Consider the following 22830-nt stretch of genomic DNA (forward strand, 5'->3'; position numbering starts at 1 on the left):
CTTCAAGCGCGTGGCACAGCCGACTATTCTCGACGTGCCGGGCGCAGGGCAGCACGTGCAGTTTGCCCCGGGCTTCGGGCAACGCTTCATCGTCACCGTCGATACCGAAGAGGAGTTCGACTGGACCCAGCCGCTCGGCCGCACCGGGCACGGCCTCAGCCACGTCCCGCGCCTCGCCCGCTTCCAGCAGTTCTGCGAAGGGCTGGGCGTCGCGCCGATCTACCTGATCGACTATCCGATCGCCACCGATCCTGCCGCAGTCGCGGCTCTGGGCGATGCCGTGGCGGCCGGACGCGCCGAAATCGGTGTGCAGCTTCACCCTTGGGTCAGCCCGCCGCACGATGAAGAGGTCAACGGCTTCAACAGCTATGCGGGCAATCTGCCGCCCGCGCTTGAAGCGGCCAAGTTCAATACCCTGAAGGAAACGATCGAGCGCGCCTTTGGCAAATCCCCGCTGATCTACCGCGCCGGGCGCTACGGTGTCGGACCCGCAAGCGCACAGATCCTGTCAAACGCCGGGATCGCCATCGACACCTCGGTGCGCGCGCGCTTCGATTACAGTTCCACCGGCGGCCCCAATTTCCGGGATCATCCCGTCGCTCCCTGGTGGATCGACAAGCCTGGCGGCCTCATGGAACTGCCACTCACCACGGTGTTCTGGGGCATGCTGCGCCAGCAGGGTCCGGTGCTCTATCCGCTGCTCTGGCGCATGCCCAAGCTGCGCGGCCTGCTTGCTCGCATCGCGATGCTCGAACGCATCCCGCTTACCCCCGAAGGTGTCAGCAGCGAAGAAGCGATCAAGGGCATCGACATCGCGCTCGACGACGGCCTGCCCGTGCTCGTCTTCTCGTTCCACAGCCCCTCGCTGCGCCCCGGCCTGACGCCTTATGTGCGCGATGAGGATGACCTCGACCAGCTCTATGATTGGTGGCGCACGGTCTTCGCTTATCTCGCCAAGCGGGGGGTCCGCCCTGCTGCCATCGCCGATATCATGGCCGCAACGCATGTCAGCAGTGAGGCCTGAGCAGCGCTTGCCAAGCTCGCACCGCCGCACTAACCCACGCCGCAAGGTGGGCCTGTAGCTCAGCGGTTAGAGCTGGCCGCTCATAACGGCTAGGTCGCGGGTTCGAATCCTGCCGGGCCCACCAATCCAATCCGGCAGGACGTGCTCAGCACAGCACTGGCTCCCGGGTGGTTCCGGCAAACAGCGTGGCCGTGCGTCCCCCCACCCAGATCGTGCCGGTATCGTCCTGTTCGATGCGGATGCGCCCCGATCGGCCGAGGCGGGTGCCCTGGGTCGCGCCATAAGGTGCGGTGACATGGCCTTCGCGCAGCATCCATGCCGCGGCGGATGCGTTAAGGCTCCCGGTGACGGGATCTTCGATCAGGCCGCCATAAGGATCACTGAAGATCGCGCGCACTTCATAAGCTTGGGGGCTGCCGGGCGGGTGCAGGCCGACAAGGCCGATATCGATGCGCGCGTCGTGCGAACGGGCGGGTTCGACCGCGATCACTGCGGCGGCGTCGCGCAGCTGGATGCCCAGCCAGCCCGGACCGTTGTCGATCCATTCGGCCGCAACAACATCGCTTTCGCCAATCCCGAGGACGGCGCAGGCTTCGGCAAGCTTTGCCGGTTCGATCGGCCCGGAGCGGATCAGCGGCGGCGCGGCAAAGGCGAGGCTTTCGGTGCCGCGCCGAACAGCGATCAGCCCGGCGCCGCATTCCTGCACCACCTTGTCCGGATGGTGCGGCGTGCCGCCCAGCGCCAGCCACGCGTGGCACGAGCCGAGCGTGGGGTGACCTGCGAAGGGCAATTCGCGGTCCAGCGTGAAGATGCGCACCCGGTAGTCCGCGTCTGGCGATCTGGACGGCAGCAGGAACGCCGTTTCTGAAAGATTGAGCCAGCGCGTGATCGCCTGCAATTGCGCGGTATCCTGATCCGCTTCGAGCGCAATCACCGCAAGCGGATTGCCGGTGAACGGCGCTTCACCGAACACATCGACGAGCTGAAACGGGTAGTGCGGCATGGCGTGAAAGGCTCCGCGCCGGGGATCGGCGCGGGCACGAGATTCCCGGCATTGCGTGCCTTTGCAAGACGCAAAAATTCAGGCGCGATCAGCCATCGGGAATGGCGAGGCTGAACCGCAAGCCCGCGACCAGCGTGTTGTGCAAGGCGTGGTCCCAGCCGGGATGGATGACATATTGCAGATCGGGCTGGATATTGAGCCAGGGGGTTACGGGCCGCTGCGCCGTGAGTTCGATCACGGTTTCCCCGCTGCGCGCCCATTGGGGAGCCAGCAGCGTGGCCCGCGCAGACTTGCCGAGCCGGGCATGCGCGGCGGCAAGGCCAAGGCGCCATTCGCCGAGCGTGGCGACCGCGCCGCCGCCAAGATACGTCGCCACCGGATTGGCGCGCGCATCCGCCGTGCCGACGCGGACCCATGCGCTAAGCCCCCGCGTGACCGCGCCTTCGAGCATCGCATAGCCGCCGCGCGAAAGGGCGCGAGGCTTGGCAGCATCCAGCGCATCAAAGCGGGTGGTGTAATGCCAGCCGCCGAACTGCAGCAGCCATGCGCCGACCGGCAGGCGCGCCTCCGCGATCAGCAGTGCGCCGGTCGTGCCGGGCAGGCGCAAGGCAACCTTGCGCGGATCGTGCCGTGCCCCGGCCAGCGCATCGAACGCGCCGAGCGCAAGGCCTTTGCGGCCATTCTGCAGGCGCAGCACCACCGCATTGCTGGTCATCGGGAAGATCGATGGGCCGGCAGGCCCGCTTTGCGAGATATCGGGGCCAATGCCGAAGGCGCTGTTCACGAACAGGGCGCCGGTGTTCTGGATATCGAATTCGGCGTTGAGATCGATCAGGCCCGCCTTTGCCGAAACAAACGGGCTGGGCCGCCACTGCGCCCACGCCTCGTAAATGTGCGGAAGGGTCTCGGCTTCAAGGCTGCTGATCGTCTGGTACACGCCCACGCGCCGACCGGAGAAATCGGGGCCGTGGGCAGCCATGAAATCGACATGGGCCGTGAGCGAATCGAGGCCGATCACCGGCCCCTTGAAATCGAGCCAGGCATCGGCGCGGCCGACCACTGCACTGCCGCGATCCGGGCTGCCGCTGGTGGCGGTAAGCATGTCGCCCGTATATGACGCGCCGAATTCGACCACCGCCTGGGCGGCGGCCGGCATGGGTAGCGAAACCGCAAGCGGCAGAGCGGCGAGCGCAAGGCGGGAAAGGCGGGGAATGGAGCGCATTGCAGCCTGCCTAGTGCTGGTCCAGCTAATTTCCCCCTCTGCGCGCCATCAGGGAAACGGCGCAGCACAGCCGCAGCATTCCTTCAGGATTTCGGGGACCAATGCAGGTGCGCCAGCCCTGCATTAAATGTCAGCTTGCGCTTGCCATGTGCCGCGCAATTTCATGATGACACCGCTGCGCCGATGCGGTACTTCGCCCCTCACAACACAAGTCGTTCACCCGGCGCGGCCTTGGGAGAGGATGCGTAAAAATTGCACCGCGCCGGGTGTCCAGATTTCCCCACAGCCTTGATCGAATATGCGCGGTGTTCCCGCAGCATGTGGCGCGCTGTGCGCGGCGTAGGAATGAGCCGCGCTGTGCGCGGCGGGGGGCAAAGTGGCTGATCGCAGATCCGACAAGGCCCGGCGCATGGAACTGGGCGCCCAGCGCCGCGCGCGGACACGGGCGCGGATCATCGCCGCTGCGTTCGAAATGTTTGGCGAGGAAGAAGGCCTCTACGCGCGGATCGAGGATGTGGTGCAGCGCGCCGGGATCACCCGCACGACATTCTACGATCACTTTTCCGGCATGGGCGAACTGCGCGAAGCGGTCAGCTATGAAGTGACCCACGATTTCCTGACTGCCGTGAACGAGGCGGTCTCCCGGCTGGACGATGCGCGCGAGCGGGCGGCGGCGGCGATCCGGTTCTATCTCCATCGTGTGCGCGATGTGCCGGGCTGGGGCCGCTCGATGATCAACCTCAGCGCGAGCGGGATCATCTTTGGCGCGGAAACCTATCGCCAGGCCGAGCAGACCGTGGCCGAAGGCATGGCCGCCGGGCAGTTTGCCATTAGCGAAAGCACGCTCGGCCGCGATGCCGTGCTCGGCACCACGATTGCCGCCATCGCCACGATGCTGCGCGAGGCGAAGGCCGAGGACTACCCCGAGGCCGTGGCCGAAATCATCCTGCGCGGGCTGGGCGTGGAGGCGGCGGCGGCCCGCGGCGTTGCGCGGCGGGCACTGCCGCCGCTGGTCCCGTCCGCGCCGGGGGTTGACGGTTTGTCAGGTTGATTTGCGCCCCAAGTTCAATCTTGCAAAATGTTCGTTTGATTTTTCCCAACTGATCTTGCAGGATCGGGCAGGATAACCGGCCCGGACGAGGTCGTCTGATCGGGGGAAACTGACATGGCTTTGCCAGCATCGTTGCGGCGTGTGGGTGCCACCTTTTTCGCGCTCCTGGCGCTTGGGGCCGTTCCAGCCAAGGCAACGGAGCCTGCACCCCGCCCCGTGCCGCCGCCGCGCGCGCCTGAAGCGGTCTATGCAAAAACCTGCGGCTATTGCCACGGCCAGCATGTCGCCCCGATCATTCGCGGGCGCGGCCTCCCCCCCGAACTCATCGCGCAATACGTCAGGCGCGGGCAGCGCGCGATGCCGGCCTTCCGCCCGACCGAAATCAGCGACGGCGAACTGGCCGCGCTGGCAAAGTGGAGCAATGCCTCGAAGGCTGACCCCAAGGAGTATGGCCAATGACCGGAATCAGACGCCGCGATGTGATCCGCACTGGCGCAGTGGGCGCCGCGCTGATCGGTGTGCGCGCCGCCTTGGCCTCGCCGCTCGATGGTCCGCGCCAGCTGCCCGCACACCTTGATGCCGGGGCCTTTGCGGCTGCGGTGAAGGAACTGCGCGCGGTGGTGGGGGCCGAATGGGTCTTCGCCGATCCCGAAAGCACTTTGCCTTATGCCAAGAGCTTCACCCCCGATCCGCGCCACGAACACGTGCCATCGGGCGCGGTGGCGCCCGCTTCGGTGGAGGAAGTGCAGGCCATCCTCAAGATCGCCAACCGCTACAAGCTGCCGCTGTGGACGGTCTCCACGGGCAAGAACATGGGCTATGGCTGCGCCACGCCTGCCAGCAGCGGGCAGATGATCCTCGATATGAAGCGGATGAACCGGATCATCGCGATCGATGCCGAGCTTGGCACCGCGCTGGTCGAGCCGGGCGTGACCTATCAGGATCTGCACGACTATCTGGAGGCGAACAACCTGCCCTACTGGCTGGATGTGCCCACCGTCGGCCCGATCGTTTCACCGGTGGGCAACACGCTGGAGCGCGGCGTGGGCTACACCCCTTATGGTGATCACTTCTTCATGCAGTGCGGCATGGAAGTGGTGCTGGCCGATGGCACGGTGGTGCGCACCGGCATGGGCAGTGTGCAGAATTCGACCACGTGGCAGGCGTTCAAATGGGGCTACGGCCCTTATGTGGACGGCATTTTCACGCAGTCGAACTTCGGCGTGGTAACGAAAATGGGCTTCTGGCTGATGCCGAAGCCGCCCGCGTTCAAGCCGTTCATGGTGCGGCACAATGAAATGGCGGACGTGGCCAAGATCGTCGATGCGATGCGCCCGTTCCGCATGAACAACCTCATCCCCAATGTCGTGCTGATGATGGGCGCGGCCTACCAGATCGCGATGTTCCACCGGCGCGAGGAGCTGTGGGACAAGCCGGAGAGCATTCCCGAGGATGTCGTGCGCGATTTCGCGAAGCGCCAGGGCCTCGGCATGTGGAACACCTACTTCGCGCTCTATGGCACCGACGAGATCATTGCCGCCATCGAACCCATTGTGCGCCGCGCCTTCGAGGCATCGGGCGGCGAAGTGCTGACCGAGGCGGAGATGGGCGGCAACAAGTGGTTCAACCACCACAAGAACCTCATGAGCGGCAAGCTCACGCTGGAAGAAAAGGGCATCATGCGCTGGCGCGGCGGAGGCATGTGCTGCTTCGCGCCGGTGGCTCCGGCCAAGGGGATCGAAACCCAGCAGCAGACCGAACTAGCGAAGGAAATCCTCGGGCGGTACGGCTTCGATTATTCGGTCGCTTACGCCATCGGCGGGCGCGAGCTGCACCACCTGATCTTCATCCAGTATGACAAGGACGATCCGGCGGAGGAGAAGAAAGCGGACGACTGCATCCGCGAGATGATCACTCGCTTCGGCGCACGCGGCTGGGCAAGCTATCGCACCGGGGTGAACACCATGGACCTCGTCGCGCAGCAATATGGCGAGGCTAACCGCGACCTCAATGCCCGGCTCAAGCAGGCGCTCGATCCCAACCACATCCTCTCGCCGGGCAAGCAGGGGATTGCCTGAGGGCGTGTGAGCTATGATCGAGAAGGTCGATCATAGTAAGCGGACAAATCAACTGGCCTGATCAGGCCGCTCTGCGTCACAAGGTGCATGCCTGCTGGCCTCCCGTTGAGGCCCGGGCATGCAGATCAACCCAGAGCGGCATCCGGCCGGGCAGTACGCGCCTTCATGCAAGGTTGGCGGCTGGTTCCCTGCACGCGGATGCCGCCAGCAGAGAGGAACCGACCATGCGTGCTTCGCTTTCGACTTTGGCCGTCGCGCTGCTTGCCGCGATGCCAATGCCCGGCCACGCCGCCGAAACGGCCATGGCCCAGCCGGCTGCCGCCGCTGCCGAAAAGCCCACCACCAACAAGGACTGGTGGCCCGATCAGCTCGATCTCACGCCGCTGCGCCAGAACGAGAACACCGCCGCCAGCCCCTATGGCGCGGACTTCGATTACACCAAGGCGTTCCTCAGCCTCGACCTCAAGGCGGTGAAGGCGGATATCGCCAAAGTGCTGACGACCTCGCAGCCGTGGTGGCCCGCAGACTATGGCAACTACGGCCCGTTCTTCATCCGCATGGCCTGGCACAGCACCGGCACTTATCGCACGCTGGATGGGCGCGGCGGCGGTGCGGGTGGCGAGCAGCGGTTCGAGCCGCTCAATTCGTGGCCTGACAACGCCAACCTCGACAAGGCGCGGCGGCTGCTGTGGCCGATCAAGCAGAAGTATGGCCGGGGGCTCTCGTGGGGCGACCTGATGGTCCTCACCGGCAATGTCTCGCTTGAGCAGATGGGCTTCAAGACGCTGGGCTTCGGCGGCGGCCGCGCGGATACGTGGCAGCCCGATGCGGTCTACTGGGGCACCGAGAAGAAGTGGCTGGAAGCCAATGGCAACCGCTGGAACGAGAAGCGCCAGCTGAAGGGCCCGCTTGCAGCGGTGCAGATGGGGCTGATCTATGTGAACCCCGAAGGCCCGAACGCGAACGGCGATCCGATTTCCGCCGCGCATGATATCCGCCAGTCGTTCGGCCGCATGGCGATGACCGACGAGGAAATCGTCGCGCTGATCGCGGGCGGCCACACCTTCGGCAAGGCACACGGCGCGCACGCCGCAACGTGCGTGGGCGCGGCCCCGGCGGGCGAAGGCATCGAAGCGCAGGGCACCGGCTGGAAGAACAGCTGCGGCACCGGCATGGGCAAGGATACCGTGACGAGCGGCCTCGAAGGGGCATGGTCGGCCAACCCCATCGCGTGGACGAGCCAGTACCTCGACAACCTGTTCGGCTTCGAATGGGTCAAGGTGAAGAGCCCGGCCGGCGCAACGCAGTGGCAGCCGGCGAATGCGGCGGATGTCCAGATCGTGCCGGACGCGCATGAGGCGGGCAAGACCCACGCACCGATCATGTTCACCACCGACATGGCGATCAAGCAGGACCCGGCGTTCCGCGCCATCGCGCTGCGCTTCAAGGCGAAGCCTGAGCTCTATGCCGATGCCTTCGCCCGCGCGTGGTTCAAGCTGACCCACCGCGATATGGGGCCGAAGAGCCACTATATCGGCGCAGACGTCCCGGCGCAGACCTTCACGTGGCAGGATCCGCTGCCGGTGGAGAGCCACCCCCTGATCGGCGCGGCGGAAATCAGCGCGCTCAAGGGCAAGGTTCTCAGCGCAGGCCTCACCCCGGCGCAGCTGGTGCGCACGGCGTGGGCTTCGGCCTCGACCTTCCGCGCTTCGGACCTGCGCGGCGGTGCCAATGGTGCGCGCATCCGGCTTGCGCCGCAGAAGGACTGGGCGGTGAACGATCCGGCGGAACTGGCCAAGGTGCTGGCGGCGCTGGAAAAGGTCCGCGCCGATTACAACCGTTCCGCGCCGGGTGGCCGCACGGTGAGCATGGCGGACCTGATCGTGCTGGCGGGCAATGCCGCGGTCGAGCAGGCGGCAAGCAAGGCGGGCGTTTCGCTCGAACTGCCGTTCACGCCGGGGCGTGTCGATGCCACGCAGGAGCAGACCGATCCCGCCGCGTTCGCTCCGATGGAGCCCAAGTCCGATGGCTTCCGCAACTTCCATGCGGCGGACGCGTGGCAGGGTCCGGCTGAAGCGCTGGTCGACAAGGCGAGCCTGCTGGGGCTGAGCGTGCCGGAAATGACCGTGCTGGTCGGCGGCCTGCGCGTGCTCGATGCCAATGCGGCGGGATCGAACGCGGGTGAGTTCACCGCCCGGCTCGGCACGCTATCGAACGACTTCTTCGTGAACCTGCTGAGCATGGACACGGTGTGGAGCAAGTCGGCGGCAGGCGGCATGGCCTATGAAGGCCGCGACCGGGCGAGCGGCGCGGTGAAGTGGACCGCAACGCCTGCGGACCTGATCTTCGGATCGAACTCCGAACTGCGCGCGGTCGCCGAAGCCTATGCAAGCGACGATGCGCGCGAGCAGTTCGTGCGCGATTTCGCCAAGGCGTGGACCAAGGTGATGAACGCCGACCGTTCGTAACCCAGCGCACGCAAGCAAAGGGCCGGGGCGCGCGTGCGTCCCGGCCCTTTCTCATGCTTCCAAAGCGCCTTACGCGCGCAGCCCGGTCAGCGCTGCTGCCGCAATTGCCGGGCTTTCGAGGCTCGCCACCGGCCACGCGCAGTAATCCGCCGCGTAATAAGCGCTCGGGCGGTGGTTGCCCGAAATGCCCACCCCGCCAAACGGCGCAGACGAAGCCGCGCCGTTGGTCGGGCGGTTCCAGTTGACCACGCCTGCGCGGCTGGCGGCCCAGAACCGGCGATAAAGCGCCTCGTCCCCGCCGATCAGGCTGGCGGAAAGGCCAAACCGCGTGGCATTGGCAGCCTCCAGCGCCGCCGCGAAATCGGGCACGCGGATCACTTGCAGCACGGGGCCGAAAATCTCCTCGTCAGGCACGGCAAGCCCGGTCACGTCGATGATCGCGGGCGAAAGCAGCGGCGTGCCTTCGCGCAGCCGGGTCAGCGGGCGAACGACCTTGCCCCCCTGCGCCACCAGCGCCTGCCATGCCGCTTCCACTTTGCCCGCCGCATTCAGATCGATCACCGGCCCCATGAACGGCGCGGGCTGTGCAAACGGCCCGTCCGCGATGATCCGGCCCGCGAGCGCGTCCACCGCCGCCACCAGCGCAGCGCCATCCGGCCCCACGATCAGCCGCCGCGCGCAGGTGCAGCGCTGCCCCGCCGAAAGAAACGCCGATTGCACCACGAGCGAGGCCGCCGCCTCCACGTCAGCTTCGGCAATATCCCATGCAATCAGCGGATTGTTGCCGCCTGTCTCGATCGCCAGAATCCGGTCTGGCCGCGCGGCAAACGCCTGATGCAGCGCAAGGCCGGTGTTCGAAGATCCGGTAAACAGCAGGCCGTCCAAGCCGGGATGCGCCGCCAGCGCGCGGCCGGTATCGGCGCGGCCCTGCGCCACCACCAGCACGTCCTCGGGCAGCCCGGCCTGCGTCCACAAGTCGGCCATGAACGCGCCCGAAGCCGGGGTCAGTTCGGAAGGCTTGAACACCACCGTATTGCCCGCCAGCAGCGCTGGCACGATATGGCCGTTGGGCAAGTGCGCGGGGAAATTGTAGGGCCCCAGCACGGCCAGCACCCCGTGCGGCTTGTGCCGCAGCGCCTGCGGCACGCCCGCCGCCTCGCCAAACCGCTCGCCGGCGCGTTCGGCCTGGGCGGTGATCGAAATGCCGACTTTGGCCGCCACCGTGCCCACTTCGGTGCGCGCTTCCCACAGTGGCTTGCCTGTTTCGCGCGCGATCAACGCGGCAAAATCCTCGGCGTTTGCCTTCACCACTTCGGCATAGCGCTCGGCAATCGCGATCCGCTCGGCCAGCGGGCGTAGCGCCCAATCGCCTTGCGCGCCGCGTGCTGCTGCCACTGCCGCATCGACATCCGCGTCCGGGCCCTGCCACAGCACATCGCCGGTCATGGGATCGGTGGAAGTCCAGTTGGTCATGGTCGCTCCTTGAGGGTGCCGCATCAGCGGAAATACGAGCCGCTCAGTTGAGCGCGCCCCGCCCGAAGGTCAACCGCCTCTGGCTCAATCCTCGCGAAAGGAGCCACCCTCGGCGCCAACCTTGCGCACCACCCAGCGGCCGTCGTTGCGCTTCTCCAGTTCGGTGCCGCAGTGCTTGCACGGGCCGGTCTTGAGGTGTCCCTTATACTGCACTGCGCGGCGCGAAGGCGAATGCCGACCGACCACGCACCCCAAACGCTTGAACAACCCGACCATGCCCCACTGCGCTCCTTCACTTCTGTCACGATACTCCCGACAGAAAGTTACTCCAGTATGGCAGGAATAAGTATTTTTACCATGCTTAGAAATGCAAGCCACCCTAATCGCGATTGCACCTTGCCCCGCGGCCCCTGCTTGCTTTAGGGCAGCCGCAGTCGGGGAGTAGCGCAGCCTGGTAGCGCATCTGCTTTGGGAGCAGAGGGTCGCAAGTTCGAATCTTGTCTCCCCGACCATAGTCCCCGCGGAAAACCGGGCTTCTGCACAAAGCGCAGGATATGCAATCGCCGATAGCCGGGCCAGCCGCGCTGGCTGGCTTGCCGAGCATCCTTGGCAATCCTCGATCTGCTTTCTGCAGACTGGCGCACCACCGAGCGCTCACCATCCTGGTCTCACCGGCTGGAGAGGCCCATCCTTGCTACGCGGACGGGACAGTCATCACGGGTGCTGCTGGCCGGAAAATGCTTGGACCCGAGGATTGACCAGCCATCGCAGCAGGGTTTCAACGCGCTTCTCGATCGTGAATTGTACCATGTGTGCATGAAATTTCGACCAATCGCCGTTGTCATACGGCTGGTCCAGATCGATCGACTGATCGTCGGAATGGCGCAATACTCGGCCAAAATGCGCTATGGTGTCGCGCAATCCTCCCACATTACTGTGGATGACTTCACAACCCAATGCCAAGGCCTCGAGTGCGCCAACACCAAAGCCTTCATAATCTGACAGCTGGAGGTAGTATCGTGTATTCCTCAGCAGATCGTACTTGGCTTCATCCGATACAAAGCCCTTCAGCGTCACGGCGTCTTCGCACTCCAGTTCCTTGGCATAATCCCTGGCCAAATCGCCAAATGCGTCGCGGCCCACGATCAGTAGGTGTGCATTCGGCTCGATTTCGCGGGTGTTCGCCAGCAACTTGATCGCTCGCAGGACGCCCTTGCGAACCAGGTTGCTTTCCGTGTCCATTCCGCAAATGGTGACCATGCTGGCCCGCGGGCGTGCGCGCCGGAAATCGGCCTGGTCAAGGCGGCTCGACGCCACGGTTCCATGGAATGAGAGTCCGATGGCAGAACGCTTGAAAAACGCCACACGGCGCATCTTTTCAAGGTCACTGCTCGATGCGGCCAATATCTTGGAGCACCAAAACAGCGTGAGGAAAAATCGGAACATCCGGATCAGGTAACGCCAGGTGCTCGGTGCCATTTCCCGCAAAATCTGTTCTGCGCCTCCGACGATGACGGCGCGCTTTCCGCGCAACCGGGCAAGCATCGCCACGATTGCGGAATAAGAATAGAAATAGGAAATGACTGCGTCGTAGTCCTGCGTCCAGGCATCGGTCAGGCGGTTCGTTGCATGAACGCTTGATACCAAGGCATTGGATCGCAGAGCCGCGACCTCCTCACCGAAGAACCCCTGCTCCAGGCGAGTTCTGTCGTTCGCCGAAATGTAATAGAGCAGGCGAATTTGGCGGCTCCCGTCGATGGGCGTCCCTGCGGCCGGACTGTCAGCGTGATCGGCGTTCGCCAGTACCTGAATCAAATGGCGGCCCAATCGCTTTGCTGTGCAAATCCACGCAACCAATTCAGTCCGTTGCGAACCGCCCTGAGCGCTAACAGAACGGACACGGCAATCCAGTAAAAGGACTTTGCCCGCGGCGCTATAAGGAGCAATCCTGCCTGAGCAGCCAACCGCGAATGCACACGCAATCTGAGGATGACCGCGCGTGCTGCAGGAACCTGCGTCCGGTCATCCAGTGTGCCAAGTTTCAACGACGAGATCACGATTGAACGGATCAAGAAGCGAGCGGTCCCTTTATCCAGCGCCCCGCGCGCAAGCATCCACCCTGCGAAATGAAACAAGACTTCGCTTGTCTGGCGATAAACATCCAGCCACGAGCGGTTTACGGAAAGGTGGCCTTGATCATGAATGCGGCGCAGGCCGATGAACTTGTGCAGGATATGGCCCGCGCCGTTGGTGGCCACGATGCGCCAGTGAAATTCGGAATCTTCGCCAATGCCCAGCGCATGTCCGAAGGGGCCCGCTCGCCTGATTGCGCTGCGATGGTACAGGGCGGCATGGATCATCCATCGGCTTCTCAAGACTGTATCGGGATCAACGCAGGGGATCCCCTCCCAATCCAGTGGCAGCGGAGAGCCCTTCACGTCAGCGTTGCGGATACCCCCCAGACAATAGGAACGCCCGCTTTGCGACAAGGCTGCCACCAGTTCCTCGAGCGCCGTCGGGAAAATCAAATCATCGGAGTCGATGAAATACAGATATTCTCCGCGAGCCTGTTGAAGTCCCAGGTTACGCGCCGCCGCAGGGCCTGCATTGTCTTGTCGAAAGATCCGAACGGGTATCGTTTGCGCCGCTACCCATGCGCGAAGACGATGATCGGTGTCATCTGTGGAGCCATCGTCAACAATGACCAATTCGATCAGCTTATGGGTCTGGACAGAGAGCGCCGCCAGCAAGTCCATCAACAAGATCGAGCGGTTGTAAGTCGGAATGATAATTGAAACGAGATCAGGCGTATAGTTATCTGTTAGCCACGTACTCTCGTTTATAAACGAAAACAGACATTGCCCCGCGTCGAAAGCATCTGTTTTAGATGTAATACTCGCCAACCCAGCTATCATGAAACCTTTTACCTCGCCATTCTGGCTCCCGCAACCGCCTCAAGCGCCTTTCCACAGCAGCTGAACACGGGGGGATTGAGGGGCAGTGGCGCAATACCCTTGCACCTGAGCCTACCTCGACTTCGGCGCCTTGCCGGCCTCCCGCAGCCACTCGCGCTTGACTTGCGCTTTTTCGCGCTCGATAAACCGAATAAATATCGGATCATCGGGGGCCATGGCAGTGCAGCACGAACCAACCGCCCCCGGCGAGACCCGCGCTGCGCTCGGTGCCTCCCTTCTGATCGGTGCCGCCGGATTGCTCGTGCTGGGGGTCCAGCCGCTGATCTATGGCGGCTATGTCCACGAAGGCCGTATCGGGGAGGCCGCGCTGGGGCTTCTCGCCGCGATCGAGATTGCCGCCATCGCGCTGGGCAGTGCAGGCGGCATCGCGCTGCTCAAGCACTGGCCTGCCCGCGCGGTCGCGCTGGCCGGGATTACCCTGACCATTGCCGCCAACCTGCTCCCTGCCGCAATACCGCTGCTGCTGGCGCGCGCGCTGTCCGGTGCGGGCGGCGGCTTGCTCGTCGGCGTCGCGGCGGGGGCTATCGCGCGATCTAGGGGCCTCAATGCCGCTGCCGCCGCGTTCCTGTTCCTGCAGGCCGCCAGCCAGTATGCCATCCTGCAATGGTTCGCGAGCGCCGCTGCGCCCGGCTCCTCGGCCGATGTCCAGCATGCTCTTGCCGTGATCGCCGCGCTCACCGCGCTAGCCCTACCGCTGGTTCCCGCCAGCCTCGCGCCCGCAGCCCACGCCGATACCACGCAGGCGAGCGGCGCAATCCCCCTCTCCGGGTGGATCGGCCTTGCCGCCTCGGCCCTGCTCGTCGGCGCAGTCGTGGGGATCTGGGCCTACATGGGCCTCTGGCTTGAGGCGCGGGGCATTCCGGCCGCGCGGGTCGCGCCGATGCTCACCGCATCGATGGTCGGCCAGATGGCGGGCGCGCTCACGGCGATCACGATCGGCGAGCGCGGCCATGCCGGTGCGCGCGCTGGGCTGACCGGCCTCGCCCTCGTCGCCATCGTCGCGCTGCTGTTTGTGCGCGGCGCGGATGGCGTGGCAGGCTGGGGACTGATCATCGGCTACGGGTTCGTGTGGATGGTGCTCACCCCCGCACTGACGGGCTTCCTGCTCGAAGCCGATCCATCGCGCCGCAGCCTGCCCTTCAGCGCCTCGGCCCAGTTGATGGGCGCGGCGATCCTGCCCACGGCGGCAGGCCTGCTGATCGAAGTGCAGGGCCTCGATACCGTGCTGATCGCCTGCTCGGCCGCCGTCATCCTCGGCCTTGCCTTGCTGGCGGCCGCGCTTGCCGCACGGCCGCGCCTTCAGGCAGGCTTGTAAGGCTCCACTGGCAGACCTTCAAACCGCGCCTTGAGCTGTAGCCCGAGGTACTGCGAATAACTGCGCGCCATCGCCAGATTGCCCGCCATGAACCACAGCCCCGGCTCCGCCGTCGGCTTCCACAGGTTTTTCATCTCGCCTTCCCACGGCCCTTCATCGCCGGGGAAGCCGGAGCCATAGCCCCAGGTCTTGCCGATGCGCTCGGCCACTTCGGGGTTGATCAGGCGCGAAACCCACTGCTTCATGTCGCCAAAGCCGGTGGCGTAGATGATCCTATCGCCCGCCACATGGCTGCCATCCGAAAGCACCATGCCGTCCTCGACGATCCGCTCGATGCTCACGCCCGAACGCACCTTGATGCGCCCGTCCGCCACCATTTCCGAAGCGCCGACATCGACATAGTAGCCCGAGGAGGTGCGCTGGAACTTCATCGCGATGCCGGTGCCGTCCGGCCCGAAATCGACCTGAAATCCTGCGTCGGCGAGCCGCTGGTAGAACGGTGCTTCGGCCACGCGGATCTGGTCCCACGTCTGCTTGTTGACCTTTTCGGCAAGGCGCAGCGGCACCGAGGCACCCAGCAAGTCCGCCTTTTCCGTCGTCAGCCCGGCATCGAACACTTCCTGCGAATAGGCCCCGCCCAGCATCTTTTCCATGTTGGTCTGCCGCACGATCAGCGTGGAAGAACGCTGGATCATGATTGGTTCGGCCCCGTGGCTGACGAGATCGGCGCAGATATCGTGCGCGGAATTGTTCGCGCCGACCACGATGACCTTCTTGCCCGCCAGCCCCTCGCCGCCCGGATGCGCGCTGGAATGGCACTGGTGGCCCTTGAAACTGGCCTTGCCCGGAAAATCAGGCTCCACCGCGAACCCTGCATTGCCCACCGCCATCACCACATGTTCGGGGCGAAGCGTTACCGGCTTGCCGTCACGCTCCAGCGCGACCTGCCATTTGCCGCTGGCGGGATCGCGCGAAATGCCTTTGCATTCGGTGCTGGTCCACACGCCCAGTTCCATGATCCCGGCATAGTATTCCAGCCAGTCGCCCATTTTTTGCTTGGGCGTGTAGACCGGCCAGTGATCGGGAAACGGCACGTAAGGCATGTGATCGTACCACACCGGATCGTGCAGCAGCAGCGACTTGTAGCGCGAACGCCATTGATCGCCCACGCGCGGATACTTGTCGATCAGCAGGCACGGCACGCCGAGCATCTTGAGCCGCGCGCCCAGCGCAAGGCCGCCCTGCCCCGCGCCGATCACCAGCACATAAGGCGGATTGCTCTCGGTCCACTGCTCCACATCGTCATGGCGCACGTCTTCCCACGTGCGCGCGCCGGTCTCGTCGACCACGCCCGTGGCGCGCCGCCCGCGCAGCGGTTCCTCGAAGCCTTTCAGTTCCTTGAGCGCGGTCAGCAGCGTCAGGCAATGCTCGCCCGCCAGCCGCACATAGCCCTCGCCGCGCCCTTGCGCGGTCTCGAAGGTGATGAAGCCCTCACTTGCCCCCGGCGCGGCATCGCTGGCAAAGCTGCCGATGCCCGAACCCGGCGTGCGCGCGCTGGCGAAGGCGGCAATCGCGTCCGTCCCCTCGTGCGTCGCCAGCGTCCAGCCCAGCGCGAGGTAATCGCGCCACAGTCCGTCCGGCAGAAACAGCGACGCGGTTGCCGCGCCGTCTCCGGCCGTCAGTGCCGCGCCGAACTTCTCAAGCCAGCCATGTACATCAAGCATCAGGAATTGCCGCCTTTTCCAGTTTCCCCGCGCGCCTCAGAAGTGCGCGACCAATTGCACGCCGAAGGTGCGCGGATCGTTGTAGTTGATCTGGTCCTGCGTGATCACTGGCGCAATTGAGGATATCACCCGCGCCGAATTGAGGTTCTTCACCCACAGCGCCGCTTCCCAGATCTTCGATGGTGCCTGATAGGCCAGCCGCGCGTTGATCCGCCCGTTGCCCTTCACTTCGGTGCTGATGGCGTTATCCGGAAACAGCGCGATCGAGGAGACATACGTGCCGTCCACCCGGGCCTTGATCGCTGCCCCGCTGGCGAGCGGCACCGTCCAGTTGATCCCGCCAGAAGCGGCAAACTTGGGCGCATTCACCAGCCGGTTACCCGAATAGCTCACCCCGCCCAGCGCAGCGAACTTCTTGTATTCGCTGTGCATCAGCGTGACCGCGCCGAACAGGTCCAGATTGCGCGTCGGCCGCACGGTCAGCTCCGCCTCCAGCCCGTAGATCTCGGCATTGCCCGCATTGAGCTTGCGCTGCACCGGCACCGGGCCGCTGAGATCGAACACGAAGACCTGCAATTCGCGGTAGTCGTAATAGAACGCAGAGGTGTTGAACCGCACCTTGCGGTCCATGAACTCGGTCTTCAGCCCCACTTCATAGGCATAGAGCTTTTCCGAATTGAAGGGCGCGAGCTGCAACGCATCGGTCGAAGCCCCGCCGGCAAACCCGCCGCTGTTGTAGCCCTTCGAAAACGAGGCATAGACCAGCGTATCGCCCGTCTTGTAATTGAGCGCCGCGCGCCACGAGAGATCGCGGAAGGTTTTCGTGCCCTTGAAATCGAGCAGCGGCAGGGTGACGTCCGAATAGGCCTTCACCGGTGCAACACCGCCGATCACATCGAACAGGCTGTGGTAATCCATCTTGATCCGGTCGTTCGACCAGCGCAGACCGGCGGTCAGCGTCAGCTTCTCGGTCAGCTTGTAGTCCGCCTGGCCAAACAGCGCGACGCTGCGGGTGCGCTGCGTATAGGGATAGCGCAGCAGCCCCAGCGAATTGATCGGATCGAACGTGCCCGCAAGATCGTTCGGATCGCGCAAGCTGCGCAGCAGATCGAAGCTGCTGTCGGTCGCCAGCGTATCGTGGAAATAGTACCCGCCGACGATCCAGTTGAGCGCCTTGTCGCCGGTCGATTGCAGGCGAAGCTCCTGGCTCCACTGGCGCGGACGGTCTTCGTAGTAGGCGACCACGAAGTCGTTCGGGCTGGCGTCGGTATCCTCCAGCGTGGCGCGGTTGACCTGCTCGTAGGCGGTGATCGAGGTCAGCTGCACCCCGCCGAAATCGACCTGACCCAGCAGCGAGGTGCCGAACGCCGCGATCCGCTCCTTGCCTTCGATGTTGTAATCGCCAGCATAGACGTTGTTGTCGGTATCGGCGTAGCCAAACGCATCGGTGGGCGTGCCGTCCGGCAGCACGGCGGGATTGCCGAAGAAGTCGAAGCCCTGCCCGCGGTGCTGAAACTGGCGTGCGCCGCCGGTGTTGTTGCCGCCGTGCACCGAAAGCCGCAGCAGCACGTTCGGCGCGGGCGTGAAGTCCGCAATCCCGCGCAGTGCCCACAGGTTGATGTTGTTGACCTTGTTGCCGGTCAGCCGGTTGAAGGTCGTCCCATCGCGCCGGTTGTAGAAGCCCGCCACGCGCACTTTCAGCAGGTCCTTGGCAAGCGAACCGCCGATCCCGCCTTCCAGCTGCACTTCGTTGAAGCGGCCATAGAGCGCGGAGAAATCCCCGCTCAGTTCCTCGGTCGGCTTGCGGCTGGAAAAGCGGATCGCGCCTGCCGTGGTGTTGCGGCCATAGAGCGTGCCCTGCGGCCCTTTCAGCACTTCGATCCCGTCGGAATCGAACACGTTGAACAGCTTGCCCGCATTGGCGCCGATGAACACATCATCGACATAGACGCCGACCGCGCCCGTGGTGTTCGAATTGAAATCGCCGATGCCGACGCCGCGAATGAACAGCGATGTGGTCGAAGCTGCCGTGCCTGCCTGCATCGAGAGGCTCGGCACCAGCAGCGTCAGATCGCGCGGATCGCGGATGCCGGTTTCGGTCAGCGCATCACCGCTGATCGCCGCGATGGCGATGGGCACGTCCTGCACGTTCTGCGCGCGGCGCTGCGCGGTGACGACGATTTCGGCAATGCCGCCATCCTTGGCGGCATCTGCGGCCGAAGCTCCGGCTTCCTGCGCCAGCGCGGGCGAAGCCAGCACAAGCATGCTGCTCGCCAGAAGCAGCCCGAGGCTGCGTTTCGGATTGATGTGCTGCATGGTCATTCCCCCGCTCCTGCCCCCGCACGGCCTGTGCGCGGACCGTGATCCCCATCACAGGCAAAGCTGCCGCGCAAGCACCGGGGGCGTCAAGCGGTTTCTGATATTAATTCGGATTTTTATCCGATAACGGGTTGAACCACGCGCAAGGACTGCTAGTCTGCGGCCATGGTCACCATCATCCCCCGGCCCGCAGCGCCCGGTGTTGCCGAAGCGATCCGCCGCCCGCGCCAGAAGCGCAGCCAGCAGCGGTTCGAGGCAATCCTCGATTCCGCGGCGCGCCTGCTCGAAACGCTCGAACCCGAATCGATCAGCATCTACACGCTGGCGCAGGAAGCCGATCTTTCCGCCCCGTCGATCTACCATTTCTTCCCCGATGCGGGCCAGGTCTTCCTCGCGCTGGCAGAGCGGTACACGCAGGAATTCGTCGCCCTGCTCGACGAGCCTCTGCCCGCCGGGATTGCCACGTGGCAGAGTTATCTCGCCGCCCGCTACGCCAATGGCCGCGCGCACTACAACGCGCATACCGCCGCCCGCCGCCTGCTGCTCGGCTCCGGCCTCTCCGCCACGATCCGCGCGCGCGATCTGGAAAACGACCGCGTGATTGCAGAGCGTTCGATGGCCGAACTCACCGGCCTGTTCGATCTCGCCCCCAGCGCCGATCTGATCGAGCGCTTCACCGAACTGCTGGTGATCAACGATGCGATCTGGACGCTTTCGGTCCACCGCCACGGCACGATCACCGATGCCTATGAAGAGCAGGCCCGCCGCGCGCGCGAAGCTTATGCCCGCACCTTCCTGCCCGAATACCTGCCGCTGCGCAGCCGCAGCGAACAAGCCGCCTGAACCAGACCAGAGGGAGAGCCACATGACCCACAACGCCGCCGATCAAGCCTTGCGTGCCCGCGCCCTGAAAGTCGTGCCGGGCGGAATGTATGGCCACGAAGCCACCACGCTTATGCCTGCCAGCTATCCGCAATTCTTCGATCGCGGCGAAGGCGCCTATATCTGGGACGTCGATGGCAACCGCTACCTCGATTTCATGTGCGCCTATGGCCCCAGCCTGCTGGGCTACAACGACCGGCGCGTGAATGACGTCGCCGTCGCGCAGCTCGCCAAAGGCGATACGCTTACCGGACCCAGCGCGCACTTTGTCGAACTGGCCGAGGCGCTGACCAGCATGGTCAGCCACGCCGATTGGGCGATGTTCTGCAAGAACGGCACCGACGCCACCACCATGGCGATGACCACCGCCCGCGCACAGACCGGCAAGCGCCGCATCCTCGTGGCAGACGGGGCCTATCACGGCGCCGCCCCGTGGTGCACGCCGATGCCCGCCGGGATCGTGCCCGAAGAACGCGCGTTCATTTCCAAGTACCAGTATAACGACATCGCCAGCCTCGAAGCCGCTGTTGCCGCAGCGGGCCACGATCTCGCCGCGATCTTCGCCTCGCCGTTCAAGCACGACGCCTTCATCGATCAGGCCCTGCCCGATCCCGCCTATGCCAAGCGCGCGCGCGAACTGTGCGACGAGACCGGCGCGATGCTGATCGTCGACGATGTGCGCGCCGGTTTCCGCCTGATCCGCGATTGCAGCTGGGAACTCGTCGGCGTCCGCCCTGACATGAGCTGCTGGGGCAAGTCCTTTGCCAACGGCCACCCGATTTCCGCGCTCCTCGGCAATGATCGCTGCCGCGAAGGCGCGAGCCAGATCTACGTCACCGGCTCGTTCTGGTTCGCCGCCGTGCCGATGGCCGCGGCGGTCGAAACGCTCAAGATCCTGCGCGAATCCGATTACCTCGAAAACTCGGTGCGCCTCGGTACGCTATGGCGCGAAGGCCTCGATGCCCTCGCCGCGAAACACGGCTTCGCCTTGCGCCAGACCGGCCCCGTGCAGATGCCGCAGATCCTGTTCGAAAACGACCCAGACTACCGCACCGGCTTCGCGTGGGGCGAGGAAATGCTGAAGCGCGGGGTCTATGTCCACCCGTGGCACAACATGTTCTTCTGCGCGGCAATGACCGAGGCCGACATCCAGTTCGCCCTCAGCGCCGCCGATGAAGCTTTCGCCGCGATCAAGGCGCAGCAGGCCACGCTGGAGCCTCACCCCGTCGTGATGATGTTCCTCTCCGCCATGGCCGGCGCGCATTGAATTCAAGCCCCTCCCCATTTTCACGAAGGGCAAATGGGGAGGTGGCCCGCCCCAGGCGGGTCGGAGGGGCAAATTCAACGCTTGGCAAACCCGGCCCAATCCGTCTTATAGCGGCGCAAATCCAACGCTTGCCAAGAGGACGCCGTCATGAGCCAGGCCATCTATCCGGTCCCCGAAAGCTGGGCCAAGGACGCCCTGATCGACGACGCGCGCTATCAGGCGATGTACGCGCAGTCGCTCGCCGATCCGGAGACCTTTTGGCGCGGTGAGGCCAAGCGCCTCGACTGGATCAAGCCCTTCACCAAAGTCAGCACCACCAGCTTCCACGAAGCCGATTTCGGCATCCGCTGGTTCGAGGATGGCACGCTCAACCTCGCGGCCAATTGCCTTGATCGCCATCTGGCGGAGCGCGGCGACCAGATCGCCATCCTGTGGGAGCCGGACAGCCCGGACACGCCCGACCGCCGCATCACCTACCGTGAGCTGCACGACATGGTCTGCCGCTTCGCCAACCTGCTGAAGTCGCGCGGCGTGAAGCGCGGCGAACGCGTGACCATCTACCTGCCGATGGTGCCCGAAGCCGCCGTCGCCATGCTCGCTTGCGCGCGCATCGGCGCGATCCATTCGATCGTCTTCGCGGGCTTCTCGCCCGATGCCCTCGCCGGCCGCATCAGCGATTGCGACAGCCGCGTCGTCATCACCGCCGATGAAGGCCTGCGCGGCGGCAAACGCGTGCCGCTCAAGGCGAATGTCGATGCAGCGCTCACGCATTGCACCGGCGTCGATACCGTTGTCGTTCTCAAGCACACCGGTGCGGACGTACCCGCCATTGCAGGCCGCGATGTCGATTGGGCCAGCGGTGTCGCCGCGCAATCCGCCGAATGCACTGCTGAGGAAATGAGCGCGGAAGACCCGCTGTTCATCCTCTACACTTCGGGCTCCACCGGCAAGCCCAAGGGCGTGCTCCACACCACCGGCGGCTATTCGGTATGGGCGTCGATGACGCACGAGTACGTCTTCGACTACAGACCCGGCCAGATCTATTGGTGCGCGGCGGATGTGGGCTGGGTGACGGGCCACAGCTATGTCGTCTACGGTCCGCTCCTCAACGGCGCGACAACGGTCATGTTCGAAGGCGTCCCCAACTTCCCCGATCCTTCGCGCTTCTGGCAGGTGGTCGACAAGTTCGGCGTCGAAATCTTCTACGGCGCCCCCACGGCCCTGCGCGCCTTGATGCGCGAAGGCGATGAATGGGTGAAGAAGACCTCGCGCCAGTCACTGCACCTGCTCGGCTCGGTGGGCGAGCCGATCAATCCCGAGGCGTGGGAGTGGTATCACAAGGTCGTCGGCGAAGGCCGCTGCCCGATTGTCGACACTTGGTGGCAGACCGAAACTGGCGGTGCGATGATCACGCCGCTCCCCGGCGCGACTGCGCTCAAGCCCGGTTCTGCCACGCGCCCCATGTTCGGCGTCAAGCCTGCCCTCCTCACCGGTGAGGGCCAGCTGCTCGAAGGCGCAGCGGATGGCTGCCTCGTCATTGAACAGAGCTGGCCCGGCCAGATGCGCACCGTCTGGGGCGATCACGAACGCTTCTTCCAGACCTATTTCACCACCTTCCCCGGCCACTACTTCACCGGCGACGGCTGCCGCCGCGATGAGGACGGCGACTACTGGATCACCGGCCGCATCGATGACGTGATCAACGTCTCGGGCCACCGCATGGGCACCGCTGAAATCGAGAGCGCGCTCGTCGCCCATTCGAAAGTAGCGGAAGCCGCCGTGGTCGGCATGCCGCACGAGATCAAGGGTCAGGGCATCTACGCCTTCGTAACCACCAATGCGGACGTTGAGCCGGATGAAGCGCTGCGCAAGGAGCTGATTCAATGGGTCCGCCACGAGATCGGCCCGATTGCGACGCCTGATGTAATTCAGTTTGCGCCTGGGTTGCCGAAGACGCGTTCGGGCAAGATCATGCGCCGGATTTTGCGCAAGATTGGCGAGAATGACGTGAGCAATCTGGGTGATACGT

Annotated in this window: 17 protein-coding genes and 2 tRNA genes; 11 read left to right on the forward strand and 8 right to left on the reverse strand. The window is 64.7% G+C overall.

The features are described from left to right. The first annotated feature begins 10 nt into the window (after positions 1 to 10). Both CFE35_RS20625 and CFE35_RS20630 read left to right on the forward strand, forming a co-directional pair. Complete coding sequence (locus tag CFE35_RS20625; protein WP_292933547.1) at positions 11 to 1024, forward strand: polysaccharide deacetylase family protein; 1014 nt, start codon at positions 11 to 13, stop codon at positions 1022 to 1024. Positions 1025 to 1072: 48 nt separating this feature from the next. Then, positions 1073 to 1148 (forward strand) — tRNA-Ile (locus tag CFE35_RS20630). 21 nt (positions 1149 to 1169) lie between these two features. Here CFE35_RS20630 and CFE35_RS20635 read toward each other — a convergent pair. Together CFE35_RS20635 and CFE35_RS20640 are read right to left on the reverse strand one after the other, a co-directional pair. Further along, positions 1170 to 2027: a PhzF family phenazine biosynthesis protein gene (locus CFE35_RS20635; RefSeq protein WP_292933548.1), complete on the reverse strand. Its 858-nt coding sequence runs from the start codon at positions 2025 to 2027 to the stop codon at positions 1170 to 1172. A gap of 88 nt (positions 2028 to 2115) precedes the next feature. Next, the gene (locus tag CFE35_RS20640; protein WP_292933549.1) at positions 2116 to 3183 is read right to left on the reverse strand and encodes a carbohydrate porin; all 1068 of its coding nucleotides are present in this window, start codon (positions 3181 to 3183) and stop codon (positions 2116 to 2118) included. Between the two features lie 442 nt (positions 3184 to 3625). Between CFE35_RS20640 and CFE35_RS20645 the strand changes: the two genes are divergently transcribed. The 4 genes from CFE35_RS20645 (at position 3626) to katG (ending at position 8846) form a co-directional block, all read left to right on the forward strand. Next, the gene (locus CFE35_RS20645; protein WP_292933550.1) at positions 3626 to 4300 is read left to right on the forward strand and encodes a TetR/AcrR family transcriptional regulator; all 675 of its coding nucleotides are present in this window, start codon (positions 3626 to 3628) and stop codon (positions 4298 to 4300) included. A gap of 216 nt (positions 4301 to 4516) precedes the next feature. Beyond that, positions 4517 to 4759, forward strand: a complete 243-nt coding sequence (locus tag CFE35_RS20650) for a cytochrome c (protein ID WP_292933552.1) — start codon at positions 4517 to 4519, stop codon at positions 4757 to 4759. Continuing rightward, complete coding sequence (locus tag CFE35_RS20655) at positions 4756 to 6378, forward strand: FAD-binding oxidoreductase (protein WP_292933554.1); 1623 nt, start codon at positions 4756 to 4758, stop codon at positions 6376 to 6378. The genes CFE35_RS20650 and CFE35_RS20655 overlap by 4 nt, the downstream gene beginning before the upstream one ends. Before the next feature lie 302 nt (positions 6379 to 6680). Continuing rightward, positions 6681 to 8846: a catalase/peroxidase HPI gene (gene katG, locus CFE35_RS20660; RefSeq protein WP_292933574.1), complete on the forward strand. Its 2166-nt coding sequence runs from the start codon at positions 6681 to 6683 to the stop codon at positions 8844 to 8846. A gap of 69 nt (positions 8847 to 8915) precedes the next feature. On the opposite strand, the gene astD is transcribed toward katG, so the two are convergent. Both astD and CFE35_RS20670 read right to left on the reverse strand, forming a co-directional pair. Next, the gene (gene astD / locus CFE35_RS20665; protein WP_292933555.1) at positions 8916 to 10319 is read right to left on the reverse strand and encodes a succinylglutamate-semialdehyde dehydrogenase; all 1404 of its coding nucleotides are present in this window, start codon (positions 10317 to 10319) and stop codon (positions 8916 to 8918) included. Positions 10320 to 10403: 84 nt separating this feature from the next. Then, entirely contained in the window at positions 10404 to 10595 is a 192-nt protein-coding gene (locus CFE35_RS20670) for a hypothetical protein (protein WP_292933557.1), read from the reverse strand. 159 nt (positions 10596 to 10754) lie between these two features. On the opposite strand from CFE35_RS20670, the gene CFE35_RS20675 reads away from it, so the two are divergent. Further along, a tRNA-Pro gene (locus tag CFE35_RS20675) sits at positions 10755 to 10831 on the forward strand. Between the two features lie 202 nt (positions 10832 to 11033). Here CFE35_RS20675 and CFE35_RS20680 read toward each other — a convergent pair. Both CFE35_RS20680 and CFE35_RS20685 read right to left on the reverse strand, forming a co-directional pair. After that, positions 11034 to 12134, reverse strand: coding sequence for a glycosyltransferase (locus CFE35_RS20680; protein WP_292933559.1), 1101 nt, complete (start codon positions 12132 to 12134; stop codon positions 11034 to 11036). Then, positions 12131 to 13222 carry a glycosyltransferase family A protein gene (locus CFE35_RS20685; protein WP_292933560.1) on the reverse strand — a complete coding sequence of 364 codons (1092 nt, stop codon included), beginning with the start codon at positions 13220 to 13222 and terminating at the stop codon, positions 12131 to 12133. The genes CFE35_RS20680 and CFE35_RS20685 overlap by 4 nt, the downstream gene beginning before the upstream one ends. 226 nt (positions 13223 to 13448) lie before the next feature. Between CFE35_RS20685 and CFE35_RS20690 the strand changes: the two genes are divergently transcribed. Beyond that, positions 13449 to 14609, forward strand: a complete 1161-nt coding sequence (locus CFE35_RS20690; RefSeq protein WP_292933562.1) for a hypothetical protein — start codon at positions 13449 to 13451, stop codon at positions 14607 to 14609. Here the strand turns inward: CFE35_RS20690 and CFE35_RS20695 are convergent. Next, positions 14594 to 16333, reverse strand: coding sequence for an NAD(P)/FAD-dependent oxidoreductase (locus tag CFE35_RS20695; protein WP_292933564.1), 1740 nt, complete (start codon positions 16331 to 16333; stop codon positions 14594 to 14596). The genes CFE35_RS20690 and CFE35_RS20695 overlap by 16 nt on opposite strands. A 36-nt stretch (positions 16334 to 16369) precedes the next feature. Further along, the gene (locus CFE35_RS20700) at positions 16370 to 18655 is read right to left on the reverse strand and encodes a TonB-dependent receptor (protein ID WP_292933566.1); all 2286 of its coding nucleotides are present in this window, start codon (positions 18653 to 18655) and stop codon (positions 16370 to 16372) included. 162 nt (positions 18656 to 18817) lie between these two features. Here CFE35_RS20700 and CFE35_RS20705 point away from each other — a divergent pair, with 162 nt between their 5' ends. From CFE35_RS20705 to acs, 3 genes are all read left to right on the forward strand, one after another. Continuing rightward, positions 18818 to 19495, forward strand: a complete 678-nt coding sequence (locus tag CFE35_RS20705) for a TetR/AcrR family transcriptional regulator (protein WP_292933568.1) — start codon at positions 18818 to 18820, stop codon at positions 19493 to 19495. Positions 19496 to 19517: 22 nt separating this feature from the next. Continuing rightward, a complete protein-coding gene (locus CFE35_RS20710) occupies positions 19518 to 20801 on the forward strand; it encodes an aminotransferase class III-fold pyridoxal phosphate-dependent enzyme (protein ID WP_292933570.1) in 1284 nt (427 codons plus the stop codon). Between the two features lie 147 nt (positions 20802 to 20948). Then, on the forward strand, positions 20949 to 22830 hold a 1882-nt coding region (acs, locus tag CFE35_RS20715), incomplete at its 3' end, for an acetate--CoA ligase (protein WP_292933572.1).

It is taken from the genome of Novosphingobium sp. PASSN1 (assembly GCF_002278815.1).